The organism is Ciceribacter sp. RN22, from assembly GCF_024054295.1.
Classification (GTDB): Bacteria; Pseudomonadota; Alphaproteobacteria; order Rhizobiales; family Rhizobiaceae; genus Allorhizobium; species Allorhizobium lividum.
In genome coordinates, this window is the sequence record NZ_JAMXLD010000002.1 from 1042752 (window position 1) to 1056844 (window position 14093).

Here is a 14093-nt window from a genome sequence, read left to right on the forward strand (position 1 = left end):
AAAAAAACCTCCGGTTGATACCGGAGGTTCTTGTCGACAGAGCATGCTCCGCAAAGCGTTGCGGATCAAGCAGCCTCTTCTTCCTGGGCGTCCTCGTCATCCACGACCTTGCCACGCTTCGGACCCTTGGCCAGGTTGACCTCGACGAGGCGCACCGCCTCAGTCTCCGACATCTTGTTGACTGCAGCGATCTCGCGAGCCATCCGATCGAGCGCAGCCTCGTAAAGCTGCCGCTCGGAGTAGGACTGCTCCGGCTGGTTTTCGGCACGATAAAGATCGCGCACGACCTCCGCGATCGAGATCAGGTCGCCCGAGTTGATCTTGGCATCATACTCCTGCGCGCGGCGCGACCACATGGTACGCTTTACACGAGCCTTGCCCTGCACGACCTTCAACGCACGATCAACGAAATCCGTCTCCGACAGCTTGCGCATGCCGATGCTGACAGCCTTGCCGACAGGCACCTTCAGCCGCATCTTATCCTTCTCGAAATCGATCACAAAAAGCTCGAGCTTCATGCCGGCGACTTCTTGCTCTTCGATTGCGGTGATGGTACCGACGCCATGCGCGGGATAGACGATCGACTCGCCGGTCTTGAAACCCTGGCGCGTTGAAGATTTTTTCTGCTGGATTGTCATTCGAATCAAAAACTCCCTGTTGAGCTCCCGGCAATGCCGGAGCCGGGTCGGTCAGGCCCGGATGAGACGGGGGAAGCCGTCGGGTCATTCCACACCAATCCTGTGGGCCAAGGCGCAAACAAAACCCTCCATCGCGACTGCGACGCGGCAAACAAACTGCCGCTTATGTCACGGGAACCGCGCTTGATTTGGTGTTTGCTTTCGTGATGGCTCAGGGCATAGCAATGCCGCAACATGGATCAGTGTGCGGAAACTAACACAAAAAGATGAATAAATCAATATTTTGCTGCAGCCGCTCTGCAATAGCTGCAAAGGGAAAGTTTTCCTTTCCCTCGAATGCCTTAGCTCAGCGGAAGAAAGCCTTCCGGTAGAGGCCTGCGAAGTGGGTCAGTCACCCTGACCTGGCTTCGGAGAAAAGTACTTTTCGTACTTTCCAGGAACGCCATCCATTTCCTTCGCCTCAGGCAAGGGGTCACGCTTGCTGGTGATGTTCGGCCAGATCTGCGCGAACTCCGTATTGATCTTCAGCCAGTGATCGAGCCCTGGCTCGGTGTCCGGCTTAATGGCCTCGGCGGGACATTCGGGCTCGCAAACGCCGCAGTCGATGCATTCGTCCGGATGGATGACCAGGAAGTTCTCACCCTCGTAGAAGCAGTCCACAGGGCAGACCTCGACGCAATCGGTATATTTGCAGCGGATACAATTGTCGGTGACAATGTATGTCATTGCGGCACTCCAGAAATCTTTCGTTCTCGATGCCGTGGAGGGCTGCGGCCGACCACAGGTACGAACAGGCAAAACACGGGAGACAGACCGAGGGAATGCCCTCATGGTGTCTGCGGGACTGGCAAGTCAGCTAATGGGTAATTTCGGCGAATGCAAGAATAAACCTTCCGACAATATGCCGCATCGGGGATCGATCTTCTAATCGCTCCACCAGTCGCCGTCCGAACGCAACTCGTCGAGCACCCGACGTTCCTTCTTGGTCGGGCGACCCGTTCCTGCCCTGCGGACGGCCTGGTCGAACGAGTTCGAAAGCTGGGACTCCGGCTCGGCAGGTGTGACATCGTCGTAGAGTTGCCGGGCCTCCTCATAGGGTCCACGCCGGACCCCGGCAGCCTTCACCACAAGGATCCGGCTGCGCGCGCCAGCGACCAGAACGACCCGATCACCGGCTCTCACCGTATGGCTCGCCTGAAGTATCTTCTGGTCGTTCACGCGGACGTCTCCGGCCGCGATTCGACGCTGGGCGATCGAGCGAGATTTCGCCATACGTGCGAAAAACAGCCACTTGTCGAGGCGCTGACGCGAATCCGACGGCGGCTGTTTTTCCTCAGTCATCGCCTTATTTCTTCATCTGCTCCTTGAGCGCTGCCAGTTTGGCGAAGGGCGAGTCGGGATCGATCGGCTTCTCCTTGCGAGGAGGCTTCGCCTCAAACCGTGCAGTCTGCGGCTTACCGTCCCGTTCACCCCTTTGCGGACGCTCCTTGCGTTCACCGCGGTCCTGGCGATCCCCGCGTTTCGCTCCGTTGCCGTGGTTCTTGCCCTCGGCCGATGCTCCCGGGCGGCGACCGTCGCGGCGCTCTTCAGACGCGGCGCGACCACCCTTCGGACGGGCATTCTGCTGGTTCTCGTTTCGACCGCCGGGCCGCCACAGCAACACATTCTTTGGTTCGGCCGCATCAGCGCCCTCAATCGTGGTTTCCGAAGAGGCCTCCGTCGTAATGGCGACGGGCTCGGCGCCTTCCGGCGTCGGCTCCTCACCCGAGGCTTCTTCTTCGGCCGAGGATTCCGTCGCGCCTGCATCTTCGCCCGCAGCCGGGGTCGCGCTCACGTCCTGGCCTGAGAGGAAGGCCTTGGCCTCCTCGGCGGGGACACTGTCGGCACGATAGCCGAGACCCTTCAGTATCTCTTCCATGTCGTCCGGCGTCGCGCCGAGAATCGACAACATTGCCGTCGTCGTCGTGAAGCGTCGGCCATCATAGGCGCCTTCCGGACGCGGAGACGAGCCGGGTTTCCACTGGAGGAGAGGACGAATCAGATCCGCAAGTCTTTCCAGAATGTCGATACGTACCGCCCGCTTGCCGAGAAACCGGAAACCGGCGAGCTTGTAGAATGTCCTGTCAAAGCCCGGATCAGTGACCACCGAGGTCCGACCTGCCGCGAGCACGGGAATGAGATCACCGTATCCTGATTTGTCCATCCCGTCGTTCTGCAGCGCCCAGAGGAGCGTGATGAGTTCCGCCGGAGAAGGCTTCAGGAGCGCCGGCATGAAAATATGATAGGCCCCGAAGCGGACACCGTAGCGGCGGATCGACGCGCGCGCATCCTGATCGAGCGACTTTACATCGTCAGAGACGTCGCGGCGGAAGAGAACGCCAAGATTCTCGACCAGCTGGAACGCCAGTCCCTTGGCGAGACCCTGCAGATCCTCTGCACGCGACAAGTCGTCCAGCGGCTTCAGCACCGTCGAGATGTGATGGTTGACGAAACGCTCGATGCGAGCCGCAACGTGGTCCCGGGCAATCCCAGTGAGTTGCTCGTCCGCCAGCAGGATGACACACGGGTGCAACACATGATCACCGGCAGCGAGCCGGGCCACGGGATCGCCGACCCAGCGCACGACGCCATCCGACCCGATCGCCAGATCACTGTTACCGCACGCGTGCAGTCGCGCAGCCCGTGCCTCGAATTCGAGGGCGAGAGCTTTCTGCGTCGCCGCCTGAACAGCCTTCGCATCGGAGCCCTCCATGCCCGCCAAGGGCGTAAAGCGGAACCCTGCGAGTTGTCCCGTGTGATGCCCCTCAACGAAGACATCGCCATTCACACTGATTTCAGCTTCCAGCATCGCATTCTCTCTCAAGCGCTTCATGAGCACAGATGTCCTGCGATCAACAAAGCGTTTCGTCAACCTTTCATGTAGCGCGTCCGACAGTCGGTCTTCGATTTCGCGCGTCTTTTCTTGCCAGTGTGTCGGATCGGCAAGCCATCCCGGCCGGTTCGACACATAGGTCCATGTTCTGATTTGCGCAATCCGTGCGGAAAGCGTGTCGATCTCGCCGTCGGTATGATCGGCCCGGCGGACCTGTTCCGCCATGAAGTTCTCGTCCACCGTGCCATAGCGGACCAGATCGGAAAAGAGGCTCGCGACAAGATCGGCGTGCTGAGCCGGCGCGATACGCCGGTAGTCGGGAAGAGCGCAAACCTCCCATAGCTGCTCCACCCGCGCAGGAGTGGTCGCGAGATCGTTGATCTCGGGGTACCGTGCAAGATGCTCGAGTGCCTGTTGATCGACCGCCGGAAGAGCCCGCGTAAGTCCCGCTACGCGCGGTGCTGCGTCCAGACTGCGTCGCAGCGCGTCGATTGACGCAAAATCGAAATCCGGCGTACGCCACTGCAGGATCTTGACCGGCTCGAACTCGTGGCTTTCCAGACGTTCCACCAAATCGTCGTCGAGGGGGTCCACACGCCCTGTCACACCGAAGGTGCCATCTTTCAGATGGCGGCCGGCACGACCGGCGATCTGTCCGAGTTCTCCGGGATTGAGATTGCGAAACTGATAGCCGTCGAACTTTCGGTCCTGGGCGAAAGCGACGTGATCGACGTCGAGATTGAGGCCCATGCCGATGGCATCCGTCGCGACGAGGTATTCGACCTCTCCCTCCTGGTAGAGCGCGACCTGCGCGTTGCGGGTGCGCGGACTGAGCGCCCCGAGAACGACTGCGGCGCCGCCACGCTGGCGTCGGATCAGTTCGGCAATGGCATAAACCTCGTCGGCCGAAAACGCGACGATCGCCGTCCGCTCCGGCAGGCGCGTGATCTTCTTCTGTCCCGCATAGAAGAGCTGAGAAAGCCGCGGCCGTTCGACGACCGTGATGCCGGGAAGAAGCTGCAGCAGGATCGGCTTCATGGTTCCAGAGCCGAGGAGGAGCGTCTCGTCCCGACCACGCAGATGAAGTAACCTGTCAGTGAATATGTGACCGCGCTCGAGATCGCCGGCAAGCTGCACCTCGTCAATCGCGACGAAGGACGCTCGCGTTTCCCGCGGCATTGCCTCGACGGTACAGACGGAGAAGCGCGCGCCCGGCGGTGCGATCTTTTCTTCTCCAGTGACAAGCGCGACCTGGGCGGCGCCGACACGTTCGACGACCCTGCCATAGACTTCTCGCGCCAACAGCCGGAGCGGCAGGCCGATAATCCCGGAACCATGCGCAAGCATGCGCTCGATTGCGTAATGCGTCTTGCCGGTATTGGTGGGTCCCAACACCGCGGTCACACCGCGGCCGCTGAGGATCATGGGTTGCGAAGTCACTTTCCTGCTCCATAGGGGGAAGACGTCGCCGATGGAGGCGATCAGCCGAAGCGGTCTGGCCCACACATGGCGATGATCTCCGGCAAACGCAAGCCGCTAAATCGCAGGCGGCACAGAGGCCCCTGGAGTTCCCCTTGTGCCTTCTCCGCAGCCTTTTCCGTCCCTGTGCGCGCTGCCGTGGTCGGCAGGCCTGCCGGACGGCCGTCCTTGACCGGTGTTTTGGGCAGGTGGAACCAATCCGCAGCGAAGGCGTTGGAAAGCCCGGATGTGACTATGAAGCTGAGACGGAGAGGCCATCATGCTGAGCACAATTCTCATCATTGTCGTCATCTTGCTGCTGATTGGGGCCTTGCCCAATTGGGGTTACAGCCGCAGCTGGGGGTACGGACCCTCGGGCGGCCTCGGTCTGATTGTCATCATCCTCATCATACTGATGCTCATGAACAAGATCTGACTATTCCGGATCGACACAGCAAAGGAACCTGACGATGAACAAGACATTGCTCGCCCTTGCGCTAATCGCGCCTCTCGCGTCCTGTACCGCGACGGAACGGGGTGCCGGTATCGGAGCTGCCACCGGCGCTGTGATCGGAGGAGTTGCGACCAATTCGGTTGGAGGGGCGGCGGCCGGTGCAGTGATCGGCGGTGTGGCCGGCGTTCTGATCGCCCAAGCGGATCGCCAAGGCTACTGCATCTACCGTGACCGCTACGGTCGTCGTTACGAAGCGCGGTGCCGTTGAACGACCCGAGAGGTTCCCGACGGCCGGCAGGCGCCTGCCGGCCTCTTCTTTGCGTTCTTCTGACCCGTCGAATGAATCCGGAACGAATCGGCTACGAATCGCTGACTCGCGGAGATTTCCGTTTTGTTCACGGCTACATATTGTAGCTCCGGAGGTGAAACGCACACAGCGGGTTCTGGATACCAGAGCCTTCGGCCGACGAAGGATGCCGGTGGCGGAAGGCTGATCCGGCAAGAGCAAGGATCGGTCGCGAAGACCGATCCTTCCGGTTTTGCCAAAGGCAGAAAAGCTCTAGACGAAGAACTGCCCGCCGTTGGCAGAGATCGTGGACCCTGTAATGAAACCTGCTTCGTCGGAGGCGAGGAAGACGACGACTCTGGCAATTTCCTCCGGTTGCCCGAGACGGCCGACAGGAATCTGCGGGATAATCCTCTCGTTCAACACCTTCTCCGGGACGGCCAGTACCATTTCGGTCGCGATATAACCGGGGCAAATCGCATTCACCGTGATGCCTTTTGCTGCACCTTCCTGCGCAAGAGCCTTGGTGAAACCGAGGTCGCCAGCCTTGGCCGCCGAGTAATTGGCCTGGCCCATTTGTCCCTTCTGGCCGTTGATGGAGGAGATCGTGATGACACGCCCGAAGTTCCGGTCGCGCATGCCGGACCACACCGGATGGGTCATGTTGAAGACGCCGGTGAGATTGGTACTGATCACCTCGTTCCACTGCTGCGGCGTCATCTTGTGGAACATCGCGTCGCGGGTGATCCCGGCGTTGTTCACAAGTATCTCAATCGGACCGATCTTCGCCTCGACGTCCGCGATCCCGTCCACACAAGCCTGGTAGTTGGAGACGTCCCAACGAAACACCGGTATTCCCGTTTCGTCAGCGAACGCCTTGGCTTTCTCTTCGTTGCCCGCGTAGTTCGCCGCAACGCGATACCCCGCCCCCTTGAGGGCGACCGAGATCGCCGCACCAATTCCCCTCGTACCACCGGTGACCAACGCAACTCTGCTCATGCTCTCTCTCCTCTGAGGTCATTTGATCGTACACCGGTCCTTCTGTCGGGACCGTTGTGGCATGTGACTATTGCTAGACGTGTACGTGATCGCCGCGATCGGTCTCCTCTCGAATCGCTCGCCTCAGAAGGCTTCCAGGCACATGGCAATGCCCATGCCGCCGCCAATGCAGAGCGTGGCAAGCCCCTTCTTCGCGCCACGCCGCTTCATCTCGAAGACAAGCGTATTCAGGATGCGGGCGCCGGAGGCGCCGATCGGATGGCCGATCGCAATCGCACCGCCATTGACGTTGACGATCGAAGTATCCCAGCCGAGATCCTTGTTGACCGCACAAGCCTGGGCTGCAAAGGCTTCATTCGCCTCGACCAGATCCAGATCGGAAACGCTCCAACCGGCCTTCTGCAGGGCCTTGCGTGAGGCAGGGATCGGTCCGGTGCCCATGACCTGCGGATCGACGCCCGCCGTTGCCCAGGACGCAATGCGCACAAGTGGCGTGATTCCGCGGCGGGTCGCTTCCGCCTCCGTCATCAGAAGCGCTGCAGCGGCACCGTCATTGATGCCGGAGGCATTGCCCGCCGTCACCGAACCTTCCTTGTCGAAGGCCGGCTTCAGCTTGGCCATACCGTCGAGGGTCGCTCCCATACGGATGTACTCGTCGGCGTCGACGACGACATCGCCCTTGCGTGACGACACCGTCACCGGAACGATTTCGTCGGCGAAGCGTCCGGCCTTCTGCGCGGCTTCCGCCTTGTTCTGCGATGCAACCGCAAAGTGGTCCTGTTCATCACGCGAGAGCTGCCACTGACGGGCGACATTCTCCGCAGTGTTACCCATGTGATAGCCGTAGAAGGCATCGGTGAGGCCGTCCTTGATCATCGTGTCGATCATCTTCATGTCGCCCATCTTCACGCCCCCTCTAAGATGGGCGCAGTGGGGTGCCATGGACATAGACTCCTGGCCGCCGGCAACGATGATGGTCGCGTCGCCGGTGACGATCTGCTGCATGCCGACGGCAACCGCACGCAAGCCAGAGCCGCAAAGTTGATTGAGTCCCCAAGCCGTTGCTTCCTGAGGAATTCCCGCCTTCATGGCTGCCTGGCGCGCCGGATTCTGGCCCTGGCCTGCCGAGAGAACCTGACCGAGGATGACTTCGTCGATCTCCTTGGGGTCGACGCCGGCACGTTCAAGCGCACCTTTGATTGCGACGGCGCCGAGCTCGTGCGCCGGCACGTTCGCAAATGCACCGTTGAAGGAACCAACGGCGGTCCGAGCTGCACTGGCAATGACGACTGACGAACTGCTCATGGATGTGTCCTCGCTTATGTTCCGGTTTGTGACCAAACTGGCAAAGCTATCGACCGGAGTCAAACGGCAAGCATGCCTTCCTCGATCTTCCATTGAAGACACGCATAAAGTGAAACTCCGCCAGGGACGCGGGGTGTCGCTTCTGCAACGCACAAAGAGATTGTCACCGCCCTTCTTTTGGGCTTAGATTTGCTTCGGGAAGAGAAATCTGCGCATGTTCAATGGGGTGGAGAACGAAATGGCTAAAGCCGACGGCGAAGTCACCATCAAGAAATACGCCAATCGACGTCTCTACAACACCGGAACCAGCACCTATGTGACGCTGGACGATCTGGCGAAGATGGTGAAGCGAGGCGAGGAATTCGTCGTCCAGGACGCCAAGACAGGAGAGGACATCACCCACTCCGTCCTGACCCAGATAATCTTCGAACAGGAGTCAAAAACCGGCAATACCCTGCTGCCGATTTCGTTCCTGCGCCAACTGATCTCCTACTACGGCGATCAGATGCAAATGGTGGTTCCAAGCTTTCTGGAACATTCGATGAAGGCTTTCAGCGAACAGCAGACTCAGATGCGCGAGCAGATGACGCGCGCTTTCGGTGAAAGTCCGCTGTCGAAGAACCTGCAGGCTCCGATGCAACTGATGGAGGAACAGGTGAAGCGCAACACCGAAATGTTCCACCAGGCCATGCAGATGTTCTCGCCGTTCCTGTCACCACAGCCGCCGAAGGAAACGAAAAAAGCCGAGTCGAAGGACATCGACGAGCTGAAGGAACAGCTCCGTAACCTCCAGAACAAGCTGGACAGCCTCTGACGGCTTGAGCAGCGACAGAATTCGTCTGCGGCTTACAGCCCGATGGACACGTCGCGACCGGCAGACCGGACGGAAATCACAAATCCACCGACGACGTCGATGAAGGCGATCGTCAGGAGAACGAAAAAAACCTGCGTGGCGGCATCGCGCACCAGCAGAAATTCCACCAGGAAGGCCACGAAGACCAGCATCGACAGGATGTGGTTGAGGAGCGCGCCCGACCCATTGCGTGTCGACTTGAGGATTTCCGCGAATAGAAGCACCAGTGCCACCAGGATGAGAATATCCGCCGCCGACATAATCCATGTCGCGCCGGAGAGCATGGGCAACGCCAGCACCACCTGCGAAAGGCCTGCTACCCCTCCGCCGCCGAAGGTTCCGAGCAGTGCGAGATTATAGAGTGCGAGAGGCACGATCATCAGCGGAATGGCAGTCAGCATCTCGGCACCTCGAAAATAAAGCCGCATCGGCATCGTTCAACGATGTCATAGACGATCAGAGGTTCTGACAAAATACGCCCCTTCACAAAAGCAAAAGGCCGGCTTTCGCCGGCCTTCGTCAAAGCACATAAATGCTATGGCTTATGCGTTTTCCTTCGGCGTCAGAACCTGACGACCGCGATACATACCGGTCTTCAGATCGATATGGTGCGGACGGCGCAGTTCGCCGGAGTTCTTGTCTTCAACATAGGTCGGGGCCTTGATCGCGTCGGCAGAACGGCGCATACCGCGCTTCGACGGGCTTGTTTTTCTTTTCGGTACAGCCATTTCAACTACTCCACTTGACGGGCAAGACATGCAGGTCGGCTGGAACCGGAGCCGAAGATCACACGTCTCAGTATCGGAATTTGGGCGGCTTATACATGTCAAGCGCGCCCTTGACCAGTCCCCGAATTCATTTTTTCCTGCGGTAGCCGGGGGAACCGTCTTTCAGACCTCGTCTTCGGCGACCACCCACGGCTCCGAGACGGCAGCCGTTTGCCACTCTACCCATGCCGGATGGGATTTGACGGTCGCCATGTAGGCAAGCGTATCCTTGTCATGCACCAGATCATAAGTGTCGAAGCGATTGACGACCGGCGCAAACATCGCGTCTGCCGCCGAGAAGGCCCCGAAGAGGAACGGCCCACCGGAGACCGTACACAATTCGCGCCAGATCGTTTCGATCCGTTCGACATCGGCGCGAACGTCGTCGGAAACGTGCAACGCCGCCTGTTTGCGCCGCATGTTCATCGGACAGGCATTTCGCAAGGCACGAAAACCGGACAGCATCTCCATGGAAACCGAGCGCGCGACCGCCCGGTCCCGGCGAGCCGTTGGCCAAATTCCGGCATCCGGGAAGATTTCGGCGGCGTATTCGATGATCGCCAGCGATTCCCAAACACAGATGTCGCCGTGATAGAGAACGGGAACCCGGCCGGTCGGGGAAATCTCGCGGATTCTGGGGTTGCCGGCGTCGAAATCGAACGGGATGAGCCGCTCCTCGAAATCGATGCCGCATCCAGTCAGGGCCATCCACGGACGGAAGGACCAGGACGAGTAATTCTTGTTGCCGATGTAGAGAATGAACCTGTCCATACGCTAACTCCGCCAGATTGTGACCGGCGGGACCTTAAAGACCATCACGGACACGCACCAACGAATCTTTGGAAAGTCAGTCATAAAGACAAGTGATATATGCACCCGAACGCTTGGCGCGACGATCGACCACCGCCGCAAGGCGTTTCATGCTGCCGCTCGGGCGGCTGGCGACGCGATCGATGGGATTTGGCAGGGAGACGGCCAGCAGCGCCGATTGGCGGGCCGAGAGCTTCGATGCCGGCACCTTGAAGTGATGCCGTGCGGCGGCACCGATCCCGTAGATCCCTGGACCCCACTCGGCGATGTTCAGATAGATCTCCATAACCCGCTTCTTCGACCAGAGATAATCCGCCGTGATCGCAAGCGGCACCTCGAGACCTTTGCGCACGAAGGAGCGGCTGTTCCACAGGAACAGGTTCTTGACGGTCTGCATCGGGATTGTGCTGGCGCCACGGGTCGCTTCGCCGGAGAGTGCGTCGTCCACGACTGCCTTCATCTGCCCCCAGTCGACGCCGTAATGCGAGCAGAACTGCCCGTCTTCGGACATCATGACGGCCCGCACCAGGTTCGGTGAGATGTCGTCGAAAGCCACCCATTCACGGTCATAGCCGCGCAGGAGAAAAAGGTCCGCAAGCATAAGCGTGGAAACAGGATGCACGACGCTTGGGCGATAGAGCAGGATGAGAAGATACGGCAGCAGCAAAAGCCCGACGAGAACCGCGGCGATCTTCTTTGCGACAGACAGACCGGAGCGATCGCGTTCGCGCGCATCCGCCATAATTTCTCCGATGTCGCTCTGTTCCACCAAAAGTGACTGTGCCCAAGACTGCAAGAGCCTTTTCTCTTAGCTTCCCTCTTGGAAATTGGCCAGTCCGCGCGCGCCATTCACGCGTATTTTCCGCGCAAAAGCCGTTGCCACCTACGGGCTTGCGTGCCAAAGAACCGCCATGGCTCTCTCGACCTCTACGTTCGAAACACATCTGCGCGAAATCGCCGTCGAAACGGAACGTCTGCTGTCCTCACTGCTAGAGGAGCAGCCGCTTGCCGGCGAGGTCGCACGCCCCCTTCATCTGCTTGAGGCGATGCGTCACGCGGTGCTGAACGGTGGAAAGCGCCTCCGGCCCTTCCTGGTGACCGCGAGTGCCGCACTCTTCGGCGGTCAGAGCGAGGCAGCGCTACGCGTCGGCGCGGCCCTCGAATGCTTGCACTGCTACTCGCTGGTTCACGATGATCTGCCGGCGATGGACGACGACGACATGCGGCGCGGTCAGCCGACGGTGCACATCGCCTTCGATGAAGCGACGGCCATCTTGGCGGGCGACAGTCTCCTCACCTACGCCTTCGACATCATCGCCGCACCGGAAACGGCGCTGCCTGATCGCGCAAAAACCGAACTTGTCCTGGCACTTGCCCGCGCCGCCGGGTTGGGCGGCATGGCCGGCGGTCAGGCGCTCGATCTCGCCGCGGAAAGGCAAAGACCAGATGAGGATGGCATCGTCACTCTGCAGGCAATGAAGACGGGCGCACTCCTGCGCTTCGCGTGTGAGGCCGGTGCTATCCTTTCCGGTGCATCCCAGACCGATCGCCGGCAAATCCGTCGCTTCGGCGAAGTGATCGGCCGCGCATTCCAGATCGCCGACGACCTGCTCGATCTCACCGCCGATGCCGCAACCATGGGCAAGGCGACCGGCAAGGATGCAGCGCGAGGCAAGGCGACGCTTGCGAGCCTCAAAGGGCAAGCCTGGGCAGAGGCAGAGCTTGAACGACTGGTGAGCGAAGCCGAAGCCCTGCTTGCACCCTATGGAGCCCGCGCCGCCATGCTGATCGAAGCAGCACGCTTCGTAGCCAACAGGAAGAGCTGAAATGAGCAAGTACTGGTCGCCGATCGTCTCGGTACTCGAACCTTATTTGGCCGGCGAACAGCCGGCCATTCCTAACCTCGTCAAGCTGAACACCAACGAGAACCCCTACGGTCCCTCGCCGAAAGCTCTGGAGGCGATCAGACACGCGGCGACCGCGGATCTGCGTCGCTATCCCGATCCGACCGCCCGTCGGCTTCGTGAGAGCATCGCCCGTCATAACGGCGTGGCCGCAGACGAGGTTTTCGTCGGCAACGGTTCGGACGAGGTCCTCGCGTTCGTTTTCGCTAGTCTGCTGAAACACGATGCGCCGCTGCTTTTCCCGGACATCACCTACAGCTTCTATCCGACCTATGCGAAGCTTTACGACATCGAGACCCGCATCATTCCCGTGCGCGAGAAATTCGACGTCGTCATCGAGGATTACGATGTCCCCTGCGGGGCAATCATCCTTCCCAATCCGAATGCCCCGACGGGTATCGGCCTTCCGCTCCCGGAGATTGAACGCCTCCTCGCAGCGCATCCGGACCAGGTGGTGGTGATCGATGAGGCCTATATCGACTTCGGCGGTGAAAGCGCCGTATCGCTCGTGCCGCACTTCGAGAACCTCCTGGTCGTTCAGACGTTTTCAAAATCGCGGGCGCTTGCCGGGCTCCGCATCGGCTTTGCGATCGGGCAGCGCCCCCTGATCGAAGCGCTCGAACGAATGAAAGACAGTTTCAACTCCTATCCGCTGGACACGCTCGCCCAGGCTGCCGCCTGTGCCGCGATCGATGATGAGGCATGGTTCGAGGAAAGCCGCGGCAAGGTGATGGCAAACCGTGCCACGCTGACAAGGCAGCTGCAGGAACGCGGTTTCGAGGTATTGTCGTCGCAGGCGAATTTTGTATTCGCCCGCCTGCCCGGACGCAGAGGCGCCGAGCTTGCCGCAGGGCTCCGGGAAAGAGCAGTCCTCGTCCGGCACTTCGCCAAGCCGCGCATCGCCGATTTCCTGCGGATATCGATCGGCACGGAGGAGGAATGCCGACGCCTGATCGAAGCGATCGACGGCCTCCTCTGATCTTCAGATCAACCATCCCCGGATTGCTTTGCAAGCGTTTTCTGTAATGATCGCCAACCGGTGCGCTATAGCATACAGGGAGGCGTCATGGATCTCGTCTTGCAGCATTGGTCGCAGGTTGCGGCCGCCTACACCATCTATCTCGTTGCGGTGATCAGCCCCGGCCCCGCGGTCATGGCCATCATCGCCGCCTCGATCAGCGGCGGCAGAAAGACGGGCCTCACGCTCGCCGCCGGAGTCTTCGCGGGTTCATTCACGTGGGCTGTCGCTGCCGCGCTAGGACTGGCGGCCGTCCTTCAGACCTACGCTGAACTTCTCTACGCCTTGAAGATCGCCGGCGGCTTCTATCTTCTCTATCTTGGCTACAAGGCTTTGCGCTCCGCCCTCCGAAAAGAGGAAACGCCGAGCACCCGGGCGATGAACAAGCAGCAGAACTCGAGACAGGTATTCCTGCGGGGCTACGCCATACACCTCACGAACCCCAAGGCAATCTTTGCCTGGGTCGCGATCATCTCGCTTGGGCTGCCGGCAAATGCTCCTGCAAGCGCCGTTGCGATCATTGTCGGCGGTTGCCTGCTGACAGGTCTGACGGTGTTTACGGGCTATGCCCTGCTTTTCTCGACCGAAGGCGCACTCTACGCCTACAGGGCGGCACGCCGCTGGATCGACGGCGCCATGGCGGCACTCTTCTGTGCCGCCGGCGTTAAACTGCTGACCGCACGCCTGTGACTGAAAACGAGAAAGGCGCCGTCCGGTCCGGAAGCGGCG

The 14093-nt window shown here is 60.2% G+C and carries 16 protein-coding genes; 6 read left to right on the top strand and 10 right to left on the bottom strand.

Annotated elements, in window-relative coordinates; all coding sequences use genetic code 11:
* Positions 1–65: 65 nt before the first annotated feature.
* The 4 genes from NHF53_RS19925 to NHF53_RS19940 all read right to left on the bottom strand — a co-directional run bounded on the left by NHF53_RS19925 (position 66) and on the right by NHF53_RS19940 (position 4935).
* Positions 66–638, bottom strand: a complete 573-nt coding sequence (locus NHF53_RS19925) for a CarD family transcriptional regulator (protein WP_112686364.1) — start codon at positions 636–638, stop codon at positions 66–68.
* Positions 639–1025: 387 nt separating this feature from the next.
* The gene (gene fdxA / locus NHF53_RS19930) at positions 1026–1364 is read right to left on the bottom strand and encodes a ferredoxin FdxA (RefSeq protein WP_252835741.1); all 339 of its coding nucleotides are present in this window, start codon (positions 1362–1364) and stop codon (positions 1026–1028) included.
* Positions 1365–1562: 198 nt separating this feature from the next.
* Positions 1563–1979, bottom strand: a complete 417-nt coding sequence (locus tag NHF53_RS19935; protein ID WP_252835742.1) for an RNA-binding S4 domain-containing protein — start codon at positions 1977–1979, stop codon at positions 1563–1565.
* Between the two features lie 4 nt (positions 1980–1983).
* Positions 1984–4935: a helicase-related protein gene (locus NHF53_RS19940; protein ID WP_252836013.1), complete on the bottom strand. Its 2952-nt coding sequence runs from the start codon at positions 4933–4935 to the stop codon at positions 1984–1986.
* A gap of 313 nt (positions 4936–5248) precedes the next feature.
* Between NHF53_RS19940 and NHF53_RS19945 the strand changes: the two genes are divergently transcribed.
* On the top strand, positions 5249–5404 hold the full coding sequence (locus tag NHF53_RS19945; RefSeq protein ID WP_114362834.1) for a DUF3309 family protein: 156 nt from the start codon (positions 5249–5251) through the stop codon (positions 5402–5404).
* A 34-nt stretch (positions 5405–5438) separates the two neighbouring features.
* Positions 5439–5690 (top strand): glycine zipper domain-containing protein, encoded by a 252-nt coding sequence (locus NHF53_RS19950; protein ID WP_252835743.1) that lies wholly within the window; start codon positions 5439–5441, stop codon positions 5688–5690.
* 291 nt (positions 5691–5981) lie between these two features.
* Here the strand turns inward: NHF53_RS19950 and NHF53_RS19955 are convergent, their stop codons facing one another.
* Both NHF53_RS19955 and NHF53_RS19960 read right to left on the bottom strand, forming a co-directional pair.
* Complete coding sequence (locus NHF53_RS19955) at positions 5982–6707, bottom strand: beta-ketoacyl-ACP reductase (protein WP_252835744.1); 726 nt, start codon at positions 6705–6707, stop codon at positions 5982–5984.
* 123 nt (positions 6708–6830) lie between these two features.
* Positions 6831–8012, bottom strand: a complete 1182-nt coding sequence (locus NHF53_RS19960; RefSeq protein ID WP_252835745.1) for an acetyl-CoA C-acetyltransferase — start codon at positions 8010–8012, stop codon at positions 6831–6833.
* A 238-nt stretch (positions 8013–8250) separates the two neighbouring features.
* Here NHF53_RS19960 and phaR point away from each other — a divergent pair, with 238 nt between their 5' ends.
* Positions 8251–8826 (top strand): polyhydroxyalkanoate synthesis repressor PhaR, encoded by a 576-nt coding sequence (gene phaR / locus NHF53_RS19965; RefSeq protein ID WP_114363006.1) that lies wholly within the window; start codon positions 8251–8253, stop codon positions 8824–8826.
* A 32-nt stretch (positions 8827–8858) separates the two neighbouring features.
* Here phaR and NHF53_RS19970 read toward each other — a convergent pair whose 3' ends face one another.
* The 4 genes from NHF53_RS19970 to mtgA form a co-directional block, all read right to left on the bottom strand.
* Entirely contained in the window at positions 8859–9266 is a 408-nt protein-coding gene (locus NHF53_RS19970; RefSeq protein ID WP_252835746.1) for a hypothetical protein, read from the bottom strand.
* A 141-nt stretch (positions 9267–9407) separates the two neighbouring features.
* Positions 9408–9593 carry a 50S ribosomal protein L32 gene (gene rpmF, locus NHF53_RS19975; protein ID WP_112686348.1) on the bottom strand — a complete coding sequence of 62 codons (186 nt, stop codon included), beginning with the start codon at positions 9591–9593 and terminating at the stop codon, positions 9408–9410.
* 162 nt (positions 9594–9755) lie between these two features.
* Positions 9756–10403, bottom strand: coding sequence for a glutathione S-transferase family protein (locus NHF53_RS19980; RefSeq protein WP_252835747.1), 648 nt, complete (start codon positions 10401–10403; stop codon positions 9756–9758).
* A 76-nt stretch (positions 10404–10479) separates the two neighbouring features.
* Positions 10480–11184 (bottom strand): monofunctional biosynthetic peptidoglycan transglycosylase, encoded by a 705-nt coding sequence (gene mtgA / locus NHF53_RS19985; RefSeq protein ID WP_252835748.1) that lies wholly within the window; start codon positions 11182–11184, stop codon positions 10480–10482.
* Between the two features lie 169 nt (positions 11185–11353).
* Between mtgA and NHF53_RS19990 the strand changes: the two genes are divergently transcribed.
* The 3 genes from NHF53_RS19990 to NHF53_RS20000 all read left to right on the top strand — a co-directional run bounded on the left by NHF53_RS19990 (position 11354) and on the right by NHF53_RS20000 (position 14054).
* Positions 11354–12268: a polyprenyl synthetase family protein gene (locus tag NHF53_RS19990; RefSeq protein ID WP_252835749.1), complete on the top strand. Its 915-nt coding sequence runs from the start codon at positions 11354–11356 to the stop codon at positions 12266–12268.
* Between the two features lies 1 nt (position 12269).
* Positions 12270–13325 (top strand): histidinol-phosphate transaminase, encoded by a 1056-nt coding sequence (gene hisC / locus NHF53_RS19995; RefSeq protein WP_252835750.1) that lies wholly within the window; start codon positions 12270–12272, stop codon positions 13323–13325.
* Between the two features lie 87 nt (positions 13326–13412).
* Positions 13413–14054: a LysE family translocator gene (locus tag NHF53_RS20000; protein ID WP_252835751.1), complete on the top strand. Its 642-nt coding sequence runs from the start codon at positions 13413–13415 to the stop codon at positions 14052–14054.
* The last annotated feature ends 39 nt before the right edge of the window (positions 14055–14093 follow it).

What these genes read in the sequence shown, in the direction of transcription:
- NHF53_RS19945 (WP_114362834.1), top strand. Translation starts at nt 5,249, where the DNA reads ATGCTGAGCACAATTCTCATCATTGTCGTCATCTTGCTGCTGATTGGG.
- NHF53_RS19980 (WP_252835747.1), bottom strand. Translation starts at nt 10,403, where the DNA reads ATGGACAGGTTCATTCTCTACATCGGCAACAAGAATTACTCGTCCTGG.
- NHF53_RS19955 (WP_252835744.1), bottom strand. Translation starts at nt 6,707, where the DNA reads ATGAGCAGAGTTGCGTTGGTCACCGGTGGTACGAGGGGAATTGGTGCG.
- rpmF (WP_112686348.1), bottom strand. Translation starts at nt 9,593, where the DNA reads ATGGCTGTACCGAAAAGAAAAACAAGCCCGTCGAAGCGCGGTATGCGC.
- NHF53_RS19925 (WP_112686364.1), bottom strand. Translation starts at nt 638, where the DNA reads ATGACAATCCAGCAGAAAAAATCTTCAACGCGCCAGGGTTTCAAGACC.
- hisC (WP_252835750.1), top strand. Translation starts at nt 12,270, where the DNA reads ATGAGCAAGTACTGGTCGCCGATCGTCTCGGTACTCGAACCTTATTTG.
- NHF53_RS19940 (WP_252836013.1), bottom strand. Translation starts at nt 4,935, where the DNA reads ATGATCCTCAGCGGCCGCGGTGTGACCGCGGTGTTGGGACCCACCAAT.
- NHF53_RS19970 (WP_252835746.1), bottom strand. Translation starts at nt 9,266, where the DNA reads ATGCTGACTGCCATTCCGCTGATGATCGTGCCTCTCGCACTCTATAAT.
- NHF53_RS19960 (WP_252835745.1), bottom strand. Translation starts at nt 8,012, where the DNA reads ATGAGCAGTTCGTCAGTCGTCATTGCCAGTGCAGCTCGGACCGCCGTT.
- NHF53_RS19990 (WP_252835749.1), top strand. Translation starts at nt 11,354, where the DNA reads ATGGCTCTCTCGACCTCTACGTTCGAAACACATCTGCGCGAAATCGCC.
- phaR (WP_114363006.1), top strand. Translation starts at nt 8,251, where the DNA reads ATGGCTAAAGCCGACGGCGAAGTCACCATCAAGAAATACGCCAATCGA.
- NHF53_RS19950 (WP_252835743.1), top strand. Translation starts at nt 5,439, where the DNA reads ATGAACAAGACATTGCTCGCCCTTGCGCTAATCGCGCCTCTCGCGTCC.
- mtgA (WP_252835748.1), bottom strand. Translation starts at nt 11,184, where the DNA reads ATGGCGGATGCGCGCGAACGCGATCGCTCCGGTCTGTCTGTCGCAAAG.
- NHF53_RS19935 (WP_252835742.1), bottom strand. Translation starts at nt 1,979, where the DNA reads ATGACTGAGGAAAAACAGCCGCCGTCGGATTCGCGTCAGCGCCTCGAC.
- NHF53_RS20000 (WP_252835751.1), top strand. Translation starts at nt 13,413, where the DNA reads ATGGATCTCGTCTTGCAGCATTGGTCGCAGGTTGCGGCCGCCTACACC.
- fdxA (WP_252835741.1), bottom strand. Translation starts at nt 1,364, where the DNA reads ATGACATACATTGTCACCGACAATTGTATCCGCTGCAAATATACCGAT.